The organism is Variovorax paradoxus (assembly GCF_029919115.1).
GTDB lineage: Bacteria > Pseudomonadota > Gammaproteobacteria > Burkholderiales > Burkholderiaceae_C > Variovorax > Variovorax paradoxus_O.
Genome location: NZ_CP123990.1, coordinates 2,775,237 through 2,792,496, shown reverse-complemented (window position 1 = coordinate 2,792,496; position 17,260 = coordinate 2,775,237). Strand labels below are relative to the sequence as shown.

At 64.5% G+C, this 17,260-nt stretch carries 19 protein-coding genes; 1 reads left to right on the top strand and 18 read right to left on the bottom strand.

What is annotated here, in order from left to right; all coding sequences use genetic code 11:
* Positions 1–12: 12 nt before the first annotated feature.
* Positions 13–939 (top strand): CsgG/HfaB family protein, encoded by a 927-nt coding sequence (locus tag QHG62_RS13590; protein ID WP_281151352.1) that lies wholly within the window; start codon positions 13–15, stop codon positions 937–939.
* A gap of 50 nt (positions 940–989) precedes the next feature.
* Here the strand turns inward: QHG62_RS13590 and cheZ are convergent, their stop codons facing one another.
* From cheZ to QHG62_RS13500, 18 genes are all read right to left on the bottom strand, one after another.
* Positions 990–1,646 (bottom strand): protein phosphatase CheZ, encoded by a 657-nt coding sequence (gene cheZ, locus QHG62_RS13585; protein WP_281151351.1) that lies wholly within the window; start codon positions 1,644–1,646, stop codon positions 990–992.
* 1 nt (position 1,647) lies between these two features.
* On the bottom strand, positions 1,648–2,043 hold the full coding sequence (gene cheY, locus QHG62_RS13580; protein ID WP_185868148.1) for a chemotaxis response regulator CheY: 396 nt from the start codon (positions 2,041–2,043) through the stop codon (positions 1,648–1,650).
* Between the two features lie 31 nt (positions 2,044–2,074).
* The gene (locus tag QHG62_RS13575; RefSeq protein ID WP_281151349.1) at positions 2,075–3,154 is read right to left on the bottom strand and encodes a protein-glutamate methylesterase/protein-glutamine glutaminase; all 1,080 of its coding nucleotides are present in this window, start codon (positions 3,152–3,154) and stop codon (positions 2,075–2,077) included.
* Positions 3,151–3,789, bottom strand: coding sequence for a chemoreceptor glutamine deamidase CheD (cheD, locus tag QHG62_RS13570; protein ID WP_281151348.1), 639 nt, complete (start codon positions 3,787–3,789; stop codon positions 3,151–3,153). The genes QHG62_RS13575 and cheD overlap by 4 nt, the downstream gene beginning before the upstream one ends.
* Positions 3,786–4,607 (bottom strand): CheR family methyltransferase, encoded by an 822-nt coding sequence (locus QHG62_RS13565; RefSeq protein ID WP_281151347.1) that lies wholly within the window; start codon positions 4,605–4,607, stop codon positions 3,786–3,788. Before QHG62_RS13565 ends, cheD begins: the two co-directional genes overlap by 4 nt.
* 11 nt (positions 4,608–4,618) lie before the next feature.
* The gene (locus tag QHG62_RS13560; protein WP_281151346.1) at positions 4,619–5,932 is read right to left on the bottom strand and encodes an EAL and HDOD domain-containing protein; all 1,314 of its coding nucleotides are present in this window, start codon (positions 5,930–5,932) and stop codon (positions 4,619–4,621) included.
* A 27-nt stretch (positions 5,933–5,959) separates the two neighbouring features.
* Entirely contained in the window at positions 5,960–8,044 is a 2,085-nt protein-coding gene (gene cheA, locus QHG62_RS13555) for a chemotaxis protein CheA (protein ID WP_281151345.1), read from the bottom strand.
* Between the two features lie 42 nt (positions 8,045–8,086).
* A complete protein-coding gene (gene motB, locus QHG62_RS13550) occupies positions 8,087–9,037 on the bottom strand; it encodes a flagellar motor protein MotB (protein ID WP_281151344.1) in 951 nt (316 codons plus the stop codon).
* Between the two features lie 20 nt (positions 9,038–9,057).
* Entirely contained in the window at positions 9,058–9,918 is an 861-nt protein-coding gene (gene motA / locus QHG62_RS13545) for a flagellar motor stator protein MotA (protein WP_281151343.1), read from the bottom strand.
* A gap of 68 nt (positions 9,919–9,986) precedes the next feature.
* Positions 9,987–10,595 (bottom strand): flagellar transcriptional regulator FlhC, encoded by a 609-nt coding sequence (gene flhC / locus QHG62_RS13540; RefSeq protein ID WP_281151342.1) that lies wholly within the window; start codon positions 10,593–10,595, stop codon positions 9,987–9,989.
* Positions 10,592–10,930, bottom strand: coding sequence for a flagellar transcriptional regulator FlhD (gene flhD, locus QHG62_RS13535; RefSeq protein WP_281151341.1), 339 nt, complete (start codon positions 10,928–10,930; stop codon positions 10,592–10,594). Before flhD ends, flhC begins: the two co-directional genes overlap by 4 nt.
* A gap of 171 nt (positions 10,931–11,101) precedes the next feature.
* Positions 11,102–11,425, bottom strand: coding sequence for an EscU/YscU/HrcU family type III secretion system export apparatus switch protein (locus QHG62_RS13530; RefSeq protein WP_281151340.1), 324 nt, complete (start codon positions 11,423–11,425; stop codon positions 11,102–11,104).
* Positions 11,422–12,744, bottom strand: a complete 1,323-nt coding sequence (locus tag QHG62_RS13525) for a flagellar hook-length control protein FliK (protein ID WP_281151339.1) — start codon at positions 12,742–12,744, stop codon at positions 11,422–11,424. Before QHG62_RS13525 ends, QHG62_RS13530 begins: the two co-directional genes overlap by 4 nt.
* 27 nt (positions 12,745–12,771) lie before the next feature.
* The gene (locus QHG62_RS13520; protein ID WP_281151338.1) at positions 12,772–13,134 is read right to left on the bottom strand and encodes a flagellar protein FliT; all 363 of its coding nucleotides are present in this window, start codon (positions 13,132–13,134) and stop codon (positions 12,772–12,774) included.
* Positions 13,121–13,543, bottom strand: coding sequence for a flagellar export chaperone FliS (gene fliS, locus QHG62_RS13515; protein ID WP_281151337.1), 423 nt, complete (start codon positions 13,541–13,543; stop codon positions 13,121–13,123). The genes QHG62_RS13520 and fliS overlap by 14 nt, the downstream gene beginning before the upstream one ends.
* 24 nt (positions 13,544–13,567) lie before the next feature.
* Positions 13,568–15,013 (bottom strand): flagellar filament capping protein FliD, encoded by a 1,446-nt coding sequence (fliD, locus tag QHG62_RS13510; RefSeq protein WP_281151336.1) that lies wholly within the window; start codon positions 15,011–15,013, stop codon positions 13,568–13,570.
* 28 nt (positions 15,014–15,041) lie between these two features.
* Positions 15,042–15,401, bottom strand: coding sequence for a flagellar protein FlaG (locus tag QHG62_RS13505; protein ID WP_281151335.1), 360 nt, complete (start codon positions 15,399–15,401; stop codon positions 15,042–15,044).
* A 227-nt stretch (positions 15,402–15,628) separates the two neighbouring features.
* Positions 15,629–17,176 carry a flagellin gene (locus tag QHG62_RS13500; RefSeq protein ID WP_281151334.1) on the bottom strand — a complete coding sequence of 516 codons (1,548 nt, stop codon included), beginning with the start codon at positions 17,174–17,176 and terminating at the stop codon, positions 15,629–15,631.
* Positions 17,177–17,260: the final 84 nt, after the last annotated feature.

Below are 17,260 nucleotides of genomic sequence, written 5' to 3'. Positions count from 1 at the left end.
GGGGAGGATCGAATGAAGAAGTCCAGGGGCAAGCCACGCCGGCTCGCGCTTTCAAGATCGGCCATGGCCACGGCGGCGGCGGCGCTCATGGCTCTGGCGGGCTGCCAGAACATGCCCGCTCTCGACATGCAGATGGGCAGCCCATCCGCCAAGACGGTGGCTACCGGAAGCGCCGCCGGTTCGGCAACCGCCGGCGAAAGCAGCCAGCTCGAGCGCTGCGACTCGCCGCTGGGCACCGTCTCGCTGATCGAAAACGTCAATGCCGGCTGGTACACCGTGCTCACCGGCGAATACCGCCTGCCGCCCACGGCCAACCTGCTGCGCCTCCTGGTGCAGCAGTCGAACTGCTTCGTGGTGGTCGAGCGCGGCGCGGCCGGCATGAACGCCATGAACCGCGAGCGCGCGCTCATGCAGTCGGGCGAAATGCGCGGCGGCAGCAACTTCGGACGCGGCCAGATGGTGGCCTCCGACTACGGCCTTTCGCCCGAGATCGTGTTCAGCAACAACGACGCGGGTGGCCTTGGCGGTGCGCTGGGCGGATTGGTGGGCGGCGGACGAGGCCTCGCCATCGCCAAGCTGGGCGCGAGCTTGCAAACCAAGGAAGCCAGCGCGCTGTTGACCCTTATCGACAACCGCTCGGGCGTGCAGGTGGCGGCGGCCGAAGGCAGCGCTTCCAAGACCGACTTCGCGGGCTTTGCCGGTCTGAGCGGCGTCTCCGCAGCCGGGGGCATCGGCGGCTACACGCGCACTCCGCAGGGCAAGGTGATTGCCGCTGCGTTCATGGACTCCTTCAACCAGATGGTTCGCTCGCTGCGCAACTACAAGGCGCAGACGGTGCGCGGCCAGGGGCTCGGCGGCGGCGGGCGCCTGGGCGTGGATGGCGGAGCGGCGCCCTCGTCGACTTCGGCGCCGTCTGCGTCAAATCGCAGGAGAAAGTAGACCGCGGCCTTGGCTCGAACTGCCCCGGTTTCGGGGTCTTGGGCACGCCTTTAGAACCCGAGGCTCTCCAGCAGGTCGTCCACCTGGGCCTGGCCGGTCACCGCATCCGGGTTGCCGGCCACCACCTGCGGACCGTTCTGCAGGCTGTTGGCCTCCGCCTCGTGGCGCTTTTCAAGGTGCTTCTCGATGTGCGAGTTGTCGATCAGCACCTGGAGCAGTTGGGTCTCCACGTCGTTGACCACTTCCATCATCTTCTTGATGACCTGGCCGGTCAGGTCCTGGAAGTCTTGCGCCATCAGGATTTCGATCAGCTGCGTGTTGATGGCGCCGGCTTTCTGCGGCACTTCCTGAAGGTAGCCGCGCGTGTCCATGACCAGCTGGCGCGCATGGTCCAGTTCGACCGGGTGCGCAAACCATTCGTCCCACCGCTTGCTCAGCCCCTTGGCATTGCTTGCAAGGTCTTCCTGCAGCGGCTGCGCAAGGTCGATGGCATTGAGCGCGCGGTGCGCCGCCCGCTCGGTCATCGATGCGATGTAGCCCAGCCGGTCGCGCGCATCCGGAATGGCTTGCGCGGCCTTGGCCACCTGCTTGTCGAGCCCCAGCTCGCGCAGGCCTTCGCGCAATTGCCGGGTCAGCTGCCCGATGCGCCCGAGCAACTCTTCGGCCGTGTTCCCGTGCTCTGCGGGTTCGAGCGCAGCGTGTGTCATTTCAGGCCGCCTCTTTCTGGAGCTTCTCGAAGATCTTGTTGATCTTCTCTTCGAGCGTGGCCGCCGTGAAGGGCTTGACCACATAGCCGTTGGCACCGGCCTGCGCCGCCGCAATGATGTTTTCCTTCTTGGCTTCGGCCGTGACCATGAGCACCGGCAGCTTGCCGAGCTCGGGGTCGGCGCGGATGGTCTGCAGCATGGTCAGGCCGTCCATGTTGGGCATGTTCCAGTCCGACACCACAAAGCCGAAGTTTCCGCCGCGCAGCTTCTCGATGCCGGCAGCGCCGTCCTCGGCCTCGTCGACGTTCAGGAATTCGAGTTCCTTCAACAGGTTGCGCACAATGCGGCGCATGGTCGGGAAGTCGTCCACAACCAAGATTTTGATGCTCTTATCGATCACGATTTTTTCCAACTCCAACAGTTCGTTTTCAAACCCGGTTCGCACGTTCGCCGAAGGTGCGCAGATGGGCCAGCACGCGGCGCCCCATCTCGCCCAGCGGCGCCACGTCGTCAACGGCACCCAATGCAATGGCCTCGCGCGGCATGCCGAAGACCACGCAGCTGGCCTCGTCCTGCGCGAAGGTGTAGGCGCCTGCCTGCTTCATGCGCAGCAGCCCTTCGGCACCGTCTTTTCCCATACCCGTCAAGATCATTCCGATCGCGTTCTTGCCGGCGTGCCGCGCAGCCGAGTCGAAGAGCACGTCGATGGAAGGACGATGGCGGTTGACCGGCGGCTCCTCGTTCAGCTGGGCCACGTAGTTGGCGCCGCTGCGGCTGAGCGAAAGGTGAAAGCCGCCCGGCGCAATGTAGGCATAGCCCGGCAGCACGCGCTCGCCATGCTCGGCCTCTTTCACGGTAATGCGGCACAGGCCGTTCAGCCGCTGCGCAAAAGACCGCGTGAAGCCGGCCGGCATGTGCTGTGCGATGAGCACAGCCGGCGAATCCGGCGGCAGCGGCAGCAGCACCTCGCGGATGGCTTCCGTTCCGCCCGTGGAGGCGCCGATGATGATGAGCTTTTCGGTGCTCAGCAGCGGGCTGCGCAGCATCGGTTCTTGCGGGCTGTCCGGCGCACCCTTCGCCGAGGCGGCGTGACGGCTCGGCAGCAGCCGCGCCGCGGCGGCCGTGCGGATCTTGCCCGCGATGATCTCGGTGTACTGCATGAGGCCGTCGCGCACGCCGAGGCGCGGCTTGGTCACGAAGTCGATGGCGCCCAGCTCCAATGCGCGAAGCGCAATTTCCGAGCCGCGCTCGGTCAGCGACGACACCATGACCACCGGCATCGGGCGCAGGCGCATCAGCTTTTCAAGAAATTCCAGCCCGTCCATGCGCGGCATCTCGACGTCGAGCGTGAGCACGTCGGGGTTGGTCACCTTGATGAGGTCGCGCGCCTGCAGCGGATCGGCCGCGGTGCCGACCACCGTCATGTCGGCCTGGCTGTTGATGATCTCCGTCATCACGCTGCGGATCAGCGCCGAATCGTCGACGCAAACTACCTTGATCTTCTTCATGCGACCCAACTTCCTTTGCCATACGTGGCAGACCATTTGCGCAGCAGCTCGCCTTCGTCGTGCTGGACCGCCTGAATATCGACTTGCGCGCGCAGCTTGCGCACCACCGCCTTGCCGGTGGGCAGCAGGCACACCCGGCGCGCGTGCAGGCCGCGCAAATCTTGCGCGGCAATGGTGATGCGCTGCTTCTCGAGGTAGCGCAGCACGAAGTCGGCGTTGCGACCGCCGATGTTGAGCATCGTCATGTTGGCGAGCACCGCGGCACCGCCGAACACCTTGGCCCGCAGGCGCTCGCGCCTGGCGCCCGCGCGCAGCATTTCGGCAATGAGCACGTCCATGGCATAGGCGCCATAGCGCATCGACTCGACCTGGTCGCGAGCATCGGCCTCGGCATCGTCCGGCAGCATGAAGTGGTTCATGCCCGCAACGCCGGATTCCACGTCGGTAATGCAGGCCGCCACGCAGGAGCCCAGCACCGTCGTCAGCAAGATACCGGCATCGGTCACGTAGTACTCCGCCGGCAGCAGCTTGACCGCGGTGCAATCGAAGTCGCGGTCGAAGTAGTGGTGCGTAGCCACCGAGCCGGGCACGGCCGGCGGCCTGGAACCGCGCTCCTGAAGGAGGCTTGGGTTCATGCGCGCGCCTTGCTCAGCGTGTACACCGTCTGCCCCACCGTCTTGAATGTCTGGTTGACCAGCGACGCGTTTTCGGAATGCCCGGCAAACAGCAAGCCGTTGGGCTTGAGCAGCGGCACGAAGCGGTCCAGCAGCTTCTTTTGCGTGGGCTTGTCGAAGTAGATCATCACGTTGCGGCAGAAGATCGCGTCCACGGGCTCTTTCACCGGCCACCCCGCGTCCAGCAGGTTGAGGCGCGAGAACTTGACCATGGCGGTCACTTCGGGGCGCACCCTCACCTTGCCCGCGTTCGCACCGGTGCCCTTGTTGAAGAAACGCCGCAGGCGCTCCGGAGAGAGCCGGTTGACCTGTTCCATCGTGAACACGCCGGCCGAGGCCCTGGCGAGCACCGAGGTGTCGATGTCGGTGGCAATCACGCGGGCGCTGCTCGCGCGCTCGCCCAGTGCTTCCATCAGCGTGATCGCAATCGAATAGGGCTCTTCGCCGGTCGACGCTGCCGCGCACCACACGGTGACGGGCTGGGTTGCCTTGCGCGCCAGATCCGCAAGCACCGGAAAGTGGTGCGCCTCGCGAAAGAACGACGTCAGGTTGGTCGTCAGCGAATTGATGAACAGCTGCCACTCGTCGCCGTCGCGGCTGTCTTCCAGCATGTTCAGGTAGGTGGCGAACTGGGGCAGCCCCAGGTCCCGCAGGCGGCGCGAAAGCCGGCTGTACACCATCTGCCGCTTGTGCTCGCCCAGGGCGATGCCGGCGCGGCGGTGAATGAGCGTGCGAATCCGTGAGAAGTCGCTGTCGGTAAAAAGAAATTCGGACGTCATGCTCAATGCCATCAATGGCCGTCAATGGGCACCGCGTCCTGCGACCAGGCCAGCGCGGAAAGGTGTGCGGCGTTGACCTGGTCGGCGCTCAGCAGCAGCGCTTCCGAAAGGCGCGCCGCATCGCCGGTGTTCAGTTCGCAGGCCTCGGCCAACGAAAGGAAGGGTCCATACACGCCGCCGCGCGTGAGGATGGCCTGCTGCACCGAATCGGAGAGCTGCACCTTGTTGAGCACCTCTTCCATCGGAACGCCGAGCAGCTGGTCGATGAGCGAGAACATGCCCACCACGAACAGGTTGTCCGACTCGCCCCGCGGCAGCATGATTTCGCCCATCAGCTCGACAAAGCGGCCGCGCATGATGGCCTTCTTCATCATGAAAGGCGGGCTTCCGGTCGGGTTGCTGGTGGCCAGCAGCATCGACAGCCAGCGGAACAGCGGCGAATAGCCGAGCATGGTCACGGCATGGTGCAGCGAGTGAATCTCGACACCCGCTCCCACGGCGGGCGAATTCATGTGGCGCAGCAGCCTGTAGGTGAGCGCCGCGTCGCGCTTGAGCGCGGCCTCGATCTCGCGCAGGTCTTCGTTGCGCTGGATCATCTGCAGCAGCCGCATGATCAGGATCGATTCGGGCTCCAGCGCGTCGCTGCCGGTTTTTGCCACGGGCGGCGGCAGGCCGCACCTCGGATCGGCGAACACGTCGATGCGGCGCGCGGCGCAGGCCTCGAAGTCTTTCCATGAAGCCATGCGCGTTGCAATCGGCTGCACGGGCATGTGGTCGGGCTGCTCGCCGCGGCGCGCGGCCGCAACGAGCAAGGGGTCTCCGTCGCCCACGTCGAAGTGGGTCACCATGCCAAGCAGCTCGTGGTCTTCGGGCAGCGACGTGGCGCCGCGCAGCATGAAGCTGAACCCCTGCTCGCGCAGGAACAGGAGCACCGGCCGCAACTCCTCATTGGCAAGATCGGCAAGCTCCACGCAAAAAACCGTGTACTCGGGTGGGAGCGATTGCAGCGCGCCGTGCGCGAGCGATTCCGCATTCACATCGAAGAACAATTCGCTGCGCCCCAGTTGCCAGGGGGTATCGGGCGGATTGAGGTGCTCGGTCACGCAGGCCACAAGGGCCTTGAACTGCGTGAGCGCGTCCGGCGCTTGTTCGGGCGGGGCCGCCGGGCGCCAGCTGAGCTTGTAGCCTGCCACGCGCTTTTGCGCATCGAGCAGCAGGTTGTAGGCCACATAGCCGTCTGCATTGCGCAAGGCCGTCAGGTCTTTCGACTGCCCGGCTGCCGCGGTTTCTTCGGCGTTGGAGCGCCGGAAAAAATCAAAACGCATTGCATCGTCTCCGTATGGTCATCGTTGTCAGGCGGCAACCGGGTCCAGCCGGGCCGCATGGGCCAGGGCGGAGGTGCGCGTTGCGTGCGCGCGCTGGATGCGGGGCATGGCGTCCACGTCGATGATGAAGGCCACGCTGCCGTCGCCCAGGATCGTTGCGGCCGAAATGCCCGGAACCTTGCGGTAGTTGGTTTCCAGGTTCTTCACCACCACCTGGTGCTGGCCAAGCAGTTCATCGACCAGGAGCGCAAAGCGAGACTCGCCCGCCTGCACGATCACCAGAATGCCCTGCGTCGGATCGGTTTGCGCACCCGACACGTCGAACACGCTGTGCAGCTCGATGAGCGGCAGGTATTCGCCGCGCACCTTGATCACGTGGCCGTCGCTGGTAATGGAGTGCAGGTGCTCGGGCCGCGGCTGCAGCGACTCGATCACATAGCTCAGCGGCAATATGTAGGCCTCGGTGCCCACCTTGACGGACATGCCGTTCAGGATGGCCAGCGTGAGCGGCAGCACGATGCGGGTGGTGGTGCCCCAGCCCTCGCGCGAGCTGATCTCCACGTGCCCGCCCATCTCCTGGATGTTGCGCTTGACCACGTCCATGCCCACGCCGCGGCCCGAAATATCGGTCACCTGCTCGGCCGTGGAGAAACCCGGCGCAAAGATCAGCTGCCACACCTCGTCGTCGGGCATCGTCTCGGAAACCGGCAACCCCTGCTGCATGGCCTTGGCCAGGATCTTTTCGCGGTTGAGGCCGGCGCCGTCGTCGCTCACCTCGATCACGATGTTGCCGCCGTGGTGCTGCGCCGACAGCAACAGCTGCCCTTCGGCCTCCTTGCCCTTGGCAATGCGCTGCGACGGCGTTTCGATGCCGTGGTCCAGGCTGTTGCGTACCAGGTGGGTCAGCGGGTCGATGATGCGTTCGATCAGGCCCTTGTCGAGTTCGGTTTCCTTGCCGAAGGTGTCCAGGCGCACCTCCTTGCCGAGCTTGGCACTCACGTCGCGAATCACGCGCGGGAAGCGGCTGAACACGTAGTCCATCGGCATCATGCGGATCGACATGACCGACTCCTGCAGGTCGCGCGCGTTGCGCTCCAGGTGCCCCAGGCCGCTCAGGAAGCGCTCGCACTCCACCGGGTCGAGCATGGTGGCGGCCTGCGTCAGCATCGATTGCGTGATGACCAGTTCGCCGACCAGGTTGATGAGCTGGTCGACCTTTTCCACGTCCACGCGGATCGAACTCGAATCTTTTGCTGCCGTTGCCGCGCCCGCGGCTGAAGGCTTGGCGGCCGCACTGGCGGGTGCGGCGACGGGCCGGGTTGCTGCGGGGGCAGCCGGTGCAGCGGCAGCGGCAGGCACGGCCGCGGCGGCGGGCGCATTCGCCGCGGTCGCCGCCGTTTCGGCGCCTGCAGAGCTGGCGGATTCCGCGGTGATCTCGATCTGCGATTCGTCGATGACAAAGCAGCACACGGCGATGATGTCGTCCGGCGAGCAGGTGGTCTCGAGCACGACCGTCAGCTGGTCGTTGCTGCGCGTGCGCGACAAGAGCTTGCCGAGGTTCCCGAGCTCATCGGCCAGCAGGTCGCATTCGCTGTCGGAAAGGCGCGAGAACCTGATGCGCAGCGCGTCGTGCCCCGGTGCGGCCGCCGCAGCGGCAACAACGGGGGCGGCAACCACCACAGGCGCCGGGGCGGGGGCCGCTGCCGGAGCGGCGGTTGCGCCGCCCTCGGTCTCGAGCGCGAGTTGCCGGAGCACTCCGCAGATGTGGGCGACCATTTCGGGATCGGGTTCGTTCTCGGCCTGATAGGCAATCAGTTGTTCTTGCAAGGCGTCCTTCGTTTCCAGAAATGCATCGATCATCGAGCGGCTCAGGTCCAGTTGGCCGTGGCGCGCGCGGTCGAGCAGGGTTTCAAGCAAATGCGTCGTATCGGTCAGGGCGACAAAGCCGAACGTGGCCGCGCCGCCCTTGATGGAGTGCGCCGCACGAAAGATGGCGTTGAGCTGCTCGCTGTCGGGCGCGTCGGCATCCAGCTCGAGAAGCAGCTGCTCCATCTGCGCCAGAAGCTCGACGGCTTCGACAAAAAATGCCTGTGTGAACTGACTGAGATCCATCGTTGCTCCGAACCGGCTTGTTGTTGGTGCCGGCATCAATGTCTATGGGTGCTCTGCAGAAGCGCCGCCGCCGGCGCTCCCCCTGGCCGTTACCTTGACGCTCTGGGCGGGAAGCAGCGGCGAAGGCGACGGCTGTAACTTGGCGGGCCAGCTTGCGGCCTTGCCGCCTCCGCTGTTCTCGCGCTCTATCTGGTTCTGGGTGCGGTGGTTGAGCAAAATAATGCTGATGCGCCGGTTGATCGGATTGCGCGGATTGCTCCGGTCCAGGTGCATGCTGTCGGCCAGCCCGACCACGCGCAGCACCTTGTTCTCTGCCATGCCGCCCACCACCAGTTCGCGGCGCGAGGCGTTGGCCCGGTCGGCGGACAGCTCCCAATTGCCGTAGGAGCGGTCTCCGTTGGAATAGACGATGGCGTCCGTGTGCCCCGACAAGGTGATCCTGTTGGGCAGTTCATTGAGCGTGGGCCCGATCTCGCGCAGGATGGCGCGCATGTGCGGCACCAGCTGCGCGCTGGCCAGGTCGAACATCGGGCGGTTCTCGCTGTCGACGATCTGCAGGCGCAGCCCCTCGGTGGTGATGTCGATCAATATCTGCGAGCGGAACTGCTTGAAGACCGGGCTGTTCTCGATGAGCTTGTCGAGCCGGTCTTTCATGCTGGCCAGGCGCTCGGCATCGGCGTCTTCTTCGGCGTCGGCGCGCTGGACCTCGCCGTCGATCCGCGTGCTCGGGTCCATGCCGCCGCCCGGAATCACGCTTTCGCTGGTGCTGCTCTTCTCGCCACCGTTGATGGCCACCTTCAGCGGCATGCGAAAGTGCTCGGCAATGCCTTCGCGCTGCTTGGGAGAGGCATTGGACAAGAGCCACATCACCAGAAAGAACGCCATCATGGCCGTCATGAAGTCGGCATAGGCGATCTTCCAGCCGCCGCCGTGCCCGCCGCCTCCGTGCGAGGCAACGCGCTTGACGACGACCCTGTGTTTTTCCGCGCTCATGGCAATGTTCAGGCCGGGGATCAGCGGGCCTTGACCTCACGCACGTGGGTGTCCAGTTCGGTGAAGCTGGGCCGCTCGGTAGAGAACAGCACCTTGCGGCCGAATTCCACCGCCAGCTGCGGCGCATAGCCGTTCAGGCTTGCGAGCAGCGTGACCTTGGTGCACTGGTACAGCTTCATGCCCTCGGCCACCTTCTGCTCGATGAGCGAAGCCAGCGGCGATACAAAGCCGTAGGCCATCAGCACGCCCAAAAACGTACCCACCATGGCGTGCGCAATGAGCGCGCCCATTTCGGACGGCGGCAAATCGGCCGATGCCAGCGCGTGCACCACGCCCATCACGGCCGCAACAATGCCCAGCGCGGGCAGCGCGTCGCCCACGCGCGAAAGGCTGTGCATGGGCACTTCGGCTTCGTGCTTGATGGTCTCGATCTCGTGGTCCATCAGGGCTTCGATCTCGAATGCATCCGTATTGCCGCTGATCACCAGCCGCAGGTAGTCGCACAGGAACTCCATCACAGGTGCGTCGGCCAGGATGTTGGGATAGCGGGCAAAGATCTCGCTCTTGGCCGGGTCCTCCACGTCGGACTCCAGCTTCATCATTCCTTCCTTGCGCGCCTTGGCCAGCAATTCATAGAGCAGCGCCAGCAGGTCCAGGTAGAGCTGCCGGTTGTGCTTGGACGAGCGCAGCAGGAGCGGCAGCTCCTTGAGCGTGGACTTGATCGTCTTGCCGTTGTTGCCCGCAATGAAGGCGCCCAGCGCGGAGCCGCCGATCATCAGCAGCTCGACCGGCTGGAACAGCACCCCAAAATGCCCGCCCATGAGCGCGTAGCCGCCGAACACGGCGCCTATCACCACCAGATAACCAACCAAAAGGAGCACGCGCTTCCCCTACTGCCCTTGAGGCGTCGATTCAAAAGCCCTGCCCGCGGGGGCAAGGTCCGCTTTTTTCAATGAAGTCCACCACCGTCGAGTGCCGATTCCACGGCCAGGCCGATGCTTTCCATGCCGGGCACCGCGATTTCGCCGCCAGCGGCGCGCTTCGAGCCACGCGCCTTGCCCGCACGCGATGGCGGACGGCACAGCACGCAGACATAGCCGCTCTTGTGGTCGTGCGCATGCGCCACGAACTGGCCCGCGCAGCGGCAGCAGGTGCTCAGTTGCAGCATGTCGCTGTCGAAGAAGCGAACCATCGTGTATGCACGCGTGAAATCCAGAATTGGTTCGCTTTCTTGCGCTTCAATTTGCTGCAAATACAATTTGTAGCTTTTAATCAATACCCAAACCTTTTCCTCATCGGAATGGGTTTTCATGAATTGATACATGTTGTAAAACATTGACGAATGGATATTCGCCAGCCATGTCATATACCAATCGGTCGAAAAAGGGAGCAGCCCCTTGGGCGGTGAAACGCCCTTGATTTCCTTGTAGAGCCGGATCAGCCGCTCGCGGCTCAAGCCCACTTCGGACTCGAGGAACTGCAGGCGGGCGCCGAGGTGGATCAGCTGGATGGCCAGCTGCACTTCGCGCACTTCGCCAAGGACGCTCTTGGTGCTCATACCGATGCGGTTTCTTTTTGGGACTGCAGGCTTCGTGCCGACATCAGGATCGACATGTGCGCTTGTTGCAGCATCGTGTCCTTACCTTCGCCAACTACCGCCGACATGGAGGCATGCTCGTCGAGGCGGAAACTGCACAGCAGGAAGTTCGAAGCCGCGAGCTTGAGGATCTGCGCCAGCGACATATTGGCCAGCATGTCGGCCAGTTCACGGCTCACGCCAAGGCGGAACATCGCAGCCACACGGTCTTGCTTGACCAGCTTCTGCGCCAGCAACATGTAGGCGAGATTGATGTCGCCGATCTCCCGGGAGATCTCGCCGTTGGCCACGTTCATCACAATATCCGTTTCCAAAATGCACTCCGTTCAGTCATGTCTTGAGTGAATTATTCCAACTATTTAACACTTTGTAACTTTCCATCACGGCCAAACTGTAAAGCGAGCTACAAGTACATGTAAGCTTTTGTTGCAACCGCGTTACTGGGTTTCCCCCGATGAAATTAGTTCTCATTTATTTCCTGAAGTTAATGACAAAGCATTAACTTTTTCGAGCCCTGCAGCGCCATCGCCGGCCTCGATGCCATGGACCCACGCCATGACCTCCGCAACGGCCAAATAAAGCTGCGGCGGGATCTGCCGGTCGAGGTCCACCTGCATCAACAACCCGATCAGGTCTGCCGAGGCGTGCACATACACGCCGTTCTCCCGCGCCTGCCGCAAGATCGATTCCGCGGTGACGCCGTAGCCCTTGGCCACGACGACCGGCGCCCTTGCCTGGTCGGCATAAGACAGGGCCACCGCGCTCGGGCGCATATCCGGTGAAGCAGTCATTCGGCATGCTCCAGCGGGCTCATCGCGGTAATTTGCAAGTCTTGCAAGCGCAATCCGGCGGCTTCGAGGCGCGGGGCAAGCTCTCCGCTGTCGCTGCGCAGGCGCGCGAGCGTTGCGGTTTCGCTCGCGGCCAAGCGCGCCTGAACGAGTTCGCCCGTCAGGCTGAGCCGAAGATCGACGGCGCCCAGCTTCGGCAAAGCCAACGATACGGTGGTCGACCAGCGGCGCGGGCGCTCATTGCGCTCTTCGCTGCGCTGGTCTCCGGATGCATCTGCGCCTTCATCGGCCTCTTCGTGGATCGACCACTCCATCGGAACGTTCGGCCATGCCTGGCCGCTCCAGCGGAAAACCGATGTCGCCAAAAGATCGAGCTGCTGATGCACCAGCGCCACGGTTTGCGGATGAATCATTTCAGCCGGTGCGGCAGCCGGAGCCGCCGTGCGCGCCGAAGAAGCGGACGTGCCGTTTTCGCCAAGGTCGCGGCCGAGGGTGCGTTCGTTGGAAACCACGCCCAGGTCAACCGGGAACGCCGGTGCCGAAACCACCGGAACACCCTGGCTGGTGTACACGGATGCTTGCGGCACCTGCGTCGGCGCAGCTTGCGGTACAGCAACAGGTTGCCCTAGTGCAGGCGCGCCCGGCAGGGCTTGGCCCACAACGGAAAGAGACTGGCCCGCAGCAGCAGCAGCAACCGGTTGGCCTGCGGCCGGAACCGACAGGACCGGGTCCGCACCAGGAGGCCGGCCCGCGACCACTTGGCCCGCCTGCTGCGGCTGGGCCACTGCTGCAGGGCCGGGCGTGGCTGGCGTTGGGGCGGTGGTGCCCTGCGTCAAGCGCACTTGCGGCTCCTCGGCCAACTGCTGCAAGGTACGAAGGCCGTTGGCAAATTCGGCCAGATGCGATTCGTAGAACATGCCGCTGCCGCTCAATGTTTGCGCCAGCGCGCCGGCGAGCACGGGCGCCGCGGGCGTCTGCGCCGACGGCCACACGGGTGCCGTGCCGCGCACCGGCTCGGGCTCGGCATGAAGATCTGCCAGCACCGCGCTGATGGCGCGAGCCGCCGCAGACCACTGCGTGGCAACCGAAGCCGGCGCATCGGCAGCGCCGCGCGGCGCGCCAGCAGGCACCCGGGCCGGCAACACGGCCTCGAGCAACGAGTGGGAGGGCAGCCGGACATCGTTCTTGACCTGCTGGACCTCGGCCACGGGCCCGGTCGGCAAGCTGGTGCCAACCTCGGTCTGCAGCGCCGCGAGCTCCGGCCGCAGGGAAGCGAGCTTCGTTGCGAGCGGTGCATCGGAAGGTCCGATCGATCTGTTCATTGCGTGGCCGTGCTGTCTTCTTGCAGGTCAATACGGCGTGCCGTATGCCTTGCCGAGTTCACTGCGCTTTTGCAACTGGCCCATCTTGGCCATCAGGCTCTCGAGCTGCGGCTTGACCAGCTCGCACACCTCTTCCTGGTCGGAGTGAATGCAATCGATCAGGCTGCGCACCCGTTCCAGCTGAGCGGCGTCCAGCGACACGGTGCCGATGGCCTTGAGCCGGTCCACCACTGCGGCGCAGCGCGCTTCCAGTTCAGGCAGCCGTTCCCACTCCTTGGTGCGGGCGAGCGCCGCCATGAGCGACATGGTCGAGGCCAGTTCGCCATAGCAACGAAGGACTTCGTCGCGAACCGGCACGGCCTGCGAATCCGGTGTTTCAGTTGTCGACACTTGCGCCACCGACTTCGCGCCATGCAGACGCAATGTTTTCGAGAATTGCCTCGGCCTCGTCGAGCGCCTTTGCATCCTGGCGCAGGTTTGCGTACAGGAGCCGGCGGATCACGAAGTCGTACAACGCCGACAGGTTGGCCACCAGCTCGGCACCCGCGGCGCCTGCCGCCTTGGCGTCCAGGCTGGCTTTCAGCCCGTTGTCGACGATGCTGATGGCCTTGGAAATTGCGTTGCCCCTGGCAATCGCATCGCCGCTCGCCATGTGGTGGCGAGCCATGCCGATGGTCGTGATGACGCCGTCGAACAGCATCACGATGAGCTGGTGCGGAGACGCGCTCATTGCGCGCGTTTCCATGCCGAGCCGTGCATACGCGCCGGCGCCTGTACGATGGTTGTGGGGTGTGTACATCGGTTGCCTCTCGGGAACGCTTCTTTACTTGGTACTGTTGCTCATCGCCGCGAACTGCTGCGTGAGATAGCTCATGGTGTTGTTCATGGTGGCGACCAGCACGTCGAGCTGGGTGAACTGCGCGCGATAACGGGCAACGGTCGCGTCCACGCGCTTCTGCACGGCGTTGTATTGGTCGGTCAGGTCGTCGAGCGTGGAGCCGATGCCGTCGGTGGCGGCCTTGAGGGCGCCACCCGTCGACGTCAGGTCGGTGACCAACGCGCCCATCTGCTTGGCAAAGCCGGACGTGCCCGACGTTTCGCTGGTGAAGAGCGCCGCCACGCCGGGCAGGTTGTCGCTCAGCGCCTTGCTGAGCTTGGCATCGTCGATTGCGAGCGTGCCGTCCTTCTGCAGCGTGATGCCGATCTCGGACAGCACCTTCATGTCCTTCGGGCCGCCGGGCTGCGGCGTCGTGAGCGTCTGGCGCACGCGCGACAGCATGGTGCGCAGCGTCTGGTCGCCGGTGAGCGCCGCGGCCGTCTTGGTCTCCGCGTCGTAGGCAGTGAGCTTGTCCGACGTGGACTGCAGGCTGTTGTAGGCGTTCACGAAAGCGGTGATCGCGGTCGACACGGTCCCCGTGTCCGAGGTCGTCCTGAGGTCGGTCTTGCCCGTCGTCGCCAACGTCAGCGTGACGCCCTGGATGGCTTCGGACACGGTGTTGCCCGAGCTGGTGATGTCGATGCCGTTGACGTTGAGCTTGGCGTCCTGCGCGACTGCGGTCTGGCGCATGGACTGCGCGCCGGCCGGGTTGTAGCCCACCAGGTTCTGCAGCGCCGCGTCGCCCGCGACCGAGATCTGCATGCTGGAGGCCTCGCCGCTGCGCTTGGAGGCCAGCACCAGGCGGAACGGCGTGCCGCTGCCGTCGTTCACGATGCTCGCGGTCACGCCGATGTCGGCCTTGTTGATGGCGTTGCGAATGCCTTCGAGCGTATTGTTGCTCGCGTCGATGGTGATTTCCGCGGCCGGACGGCTCACGTCGGCGTTGAAGCCGGCGCCGGTGTACTGCCCCGTGGCGGGATCGAGCGTGCCGCCATTGATGGTGCCGAAGTTCACCGTTATCTTGCCGCTGCCGATCGCGGTGGTAGCGCCGGCCTGGCCGGCGGACACCAGCGACTGCGGCTGGGCCAGCTGCGTCACGTCGATGGAATAGCTGCCTGCCGCCGCAGTTTCGCCGGCGGCCGCCGAGAGAATCTTCGGATCGGAAACGGCCGCCTTCACCGTCTGGAAGAAGCTCGGGCTGTTCAGCTTGTCGCTCGCCGTCTTGAGCGCGGTCAGTGCGCCCTGCACCTGCGAGAAGGCCGACAGCTTGGTGGTGTAGCTCGTTGCCTTGCTCTGGATGAGCTTCAGAGGCTGGCTCTCCGCCGTCTCGAGATTGGTCAGGAGGGTGCCGAGTTCAAGATTGGATCCGACGCCGATGCTGCTGATGGCCATGGGTGTATTCCTTTGGTGTGTAGGTCGATCAGGCGTTCTGGCTCATCAGCACGCCGGGCACCTTGCCCAGCAGCTTCGCAATGCGCAGCACCTCTTCGGAGGGAATCTGGCGAATCAGTTCGCCGCTCGCGCGGTCCACCACCTTCACCACCAGCCGGTCGGTGTCCTCGTCGACCTCGAAACGCACGCCGATCGACTGGTCCGCCATCGACGCGTTGATCTCGCGAATCGCGTTCTCCAGCGCCTCGGGCGCCGCAAGAACGCCGTCCTCCGCCTTGCCCGCAGATCCGCCGGCCAAGGCGGCCATGGCCTCCACACCGCCGGCGCGGCTGCTGGGCACTGGTGCGGCCCGCATGCTCTCGGCCGCAGGCCCGACGGGGATGGACATGACTTGAACTCCTGTTGTTCGCTTTTCTCTGCGGCCTCCACGCCGGAGCGGCCGCAGGCCCGACGGGGATGGACATGACTTGAACTCCTGTTGTTCGCTTTTCTCTGCGGCCTCCGGCGTGGAGGCCGCAGAGAAAAGCGCAGCCGCAAGGCCGGCGGGCCTCGCGTCTGCGCCATGCGCACCGGCCTTTCGGCCGATGCGCGTGGGCGCTGGTTAGCTTCTCAAGATCAACGCAGGAGCGAGAGGACGCCTTGGGTGGTCTGGTTGGCCTGCGACAGCACCGAGGTACCGGCTTGCTGCAGGATCTGCGCGCGGGTCATGTTCGACACTTCCACGGCGTAGTCGGCATCTTCGATACGCGAGCGGGCGGCCGACAGGTTGTTGGTCGTGTTGCTCAGGTTCGTGATGGTCGATTCGAAACGGTTCTGCACCGCACCGAGGCTGCTGCGCAGCTCGTCAACGCTGGCCAGGGCCGCGTCGATTGCCTTGAGCGGATCCGGGTTGTACTGCTCGCCCAGCGTGACGGTGCCGTCGGCAGCCACGTTGGCCTTGTAGTACACGTCGGCGCCGTTGGCTTCGCCCTTGACGACGTAGCCACCATCGCTGCCGTCTTCCAGCGTGACCTTGTGCAGGCTGGGCGACGAGCCGACCTTGTCGGCAGCGAGGCCGGACAGGTTGGCGGTAACTGCAGGCACCGCGACCGGCGGAACTTCGTAGCTGGTGATCGAGTCCGAGATGCCGGTGGCCGGCGGAGCTGCCGTGGCGAAGTCGCCGCTGTCGTAAGACACTTGGCCGGTTGCGGCATCGAAGGTTGCAGCGATGACGTTCGTACCGTTGTCCTTGGACACGAAGAAGTCGCCGTTCTGGTCGACGTACATCTCGATCGAAGCAGCAGCGTCGGAGTTCACGGCCGTGACGTTGTCAACGTTGACAGTTGCGCCGTTACCGGTGGAGATCTCTTGGCCGGCGGCAGCCAGGGTGGCCGTCGGTGCAGCGCCCAAGGGGGTCGAACCGTCGAATGCCAGGGTGCCGGAGGCGCTGTCGTAGGTTGCAGCGTAGAAGGTCGTGCCGGCGTCGTCGGACACATACAGCGTGTCGGCGTCGGCATCGTCCACGTACACGGTGTACGAGCTGGCAGCAGCGGTGTCCACGGCCACCAGGTCGACCGACGTCGTTGCACCGGTCGAAGCGGGCTTCACGGTCGTCGTGGCTGCGGTTGCCACGGTCGACAGGTCCAAGCCCTTCTTGCTGATGTCCAGGTTGCCCAGGCCGAGCGTCTTGGAGGTGATTTCCTTCAGGTCGATGTCGATGGTTTCGCCGTCGTTGGCGCCGACCTGGATCGACAGCTTGCCGTCCTTGGCCAGCACGTTCACGCCGTTGAATTGCGTCTGGGCCGACACGCGGTCGATTTCGTCCATGCGCTGCTTGATTTCAGCCTGGATCGACGAGAGGTCGCTGGCCGAGTTCGTGCCGTTGGCAGCTTGCACCGACAGTTCGCGAACGCGCTGCAGGTTGTTGTTGATTTCGTTCAGCGAGCCTTCGGTCGTCTGGGCGAGCGAGATGCCGTCGTTGGCGTTGCGGGCTGCCTGGGTGAGGCCCTTGACGTTCGCCGTGAAGCGGTTGGCGATGGCCTGGCCGGCAGCGTCGTCCTTGGCGCTGTTGATGCGCATGCCAGAAGACAAGCGCTCGATCGCCGAGTTCAACGAACCCTGGGACTTGTTGAGGTTGTTTTGGGCAACCAGCGAGAGGTAGTTGGTGTTGATGACTTGCGCCATTCTCGACTCCTAGTAAAAAGAAGAAAGGTTTAATGCAATGGACCGTAACGCTGGACCTGCCACTTGCGAGACCCAATCCACCGT

Coding starts and splice junctions, on each gene's coding strand:
- QHG62_RS13565 (WP_281151347.1), bottom strand. CDS start 4,607: ATGACGTCCGAATTTCTTTTTACCGACAGCGACTTCTCACGGATTCGC.
- QHG62_RS13530 (WP_281151340.1), bottom strand. CDS start 11,425: ATGACTGCTTCACCGGATATGCGCCCGAGCGCGGTGGCCCTGTCTTAT.
- cheD (WP_281151348.1), bottom strand. CDS start 3,789: ATGAACCCAAGCCTCCTTCAGGAGCGCGGTTCCAGGCCGCCGGCCGTG.
- motB (WP_281151344.1), bottom strand. CDS start 9,037: ATGAGCGCGGAAAAACACAGGGTCGTCGTCAAGCGCGTTGCCTCGCAC.
- fliS (WP_281151337.1), bottom strand. CDS start 13,543: ATGTACACACCCCACAACCATCGTACAGGCGCCGGCGCGTATGCACGG.
- fliD (WP_281151336.1), bottom strand. CDS start 15,013: ATGGCCATCAGCAGCATCGGCGTCGGATCCAATCTTGAACTCGGCACC.
- QHG62_RS13500 (WP_281151334.1), bottom strand. CDS start 17,176: ATGGCGCAAGTCATCAACACCAACTACCTCTCGCTGGTTGCCCAAAAC.
- QHG62_RS13560 (WP_281151346.1), bottom strand. CDS start 5,932: ATGCGTTTTGATTTTTTCCGGCGCTCCAACGCCGAAGAAACCGCGGCA.
- flhD (WP_281151341.1), bottom strand. CDS start 10,930: ATGAACGTGGCCAACGGCGAGATCTCCCGGGAGATCGGCGACATCAAT.
- cheA (WP_281151345.1), bottom strand. CDS start 8,044: ATGGATCTCAGTCAGTTCACACAGGCATTTTTTGTCGAAGCCGTCGAG.
- QHG62_RS13525 (WP_281151339.1), bottom strand. CDS start 12,744: ATGAACAGATCGATCGGACCTTCCGATGCACCGCTCGCAACGAAGCTC.
- QHG62_RS13505 (WP_281151335.1), bottom strand. CDS start 15,401: ATGTCCATCCCCGTCGGGCCTGCGGCCGAGAGCATGCGGGCCGCACCA.
- cheZ (WP_281151351.1), bottom strand. CDS start 1,646: ATGACACACGCTGCGCTCGAACCCGCAGAGCACGGGAACACGGCCGAA.
- QHG62_RS13575 (WP_281151349.1), bottom strand. CDS start 3,154: ATGAAGAAGATCAAGGTAGTTTGCGTCGACGATTCGGCGCTGATCCGC.
- QHG62_RS13590 (WP_281151352.1), top strand. CDS start 13: ATGAAGAAGTCCAGGGGCAAGCCACGCCGGCTCGCGCTTTCAAGATCG.
- flhC (WP_281151342.1), bottom strand. CDS start 10,595: ATGAGCACCAAGAGCGTCCTTGGCGAAGTGCGCGAAGTGCAGCTGGCC.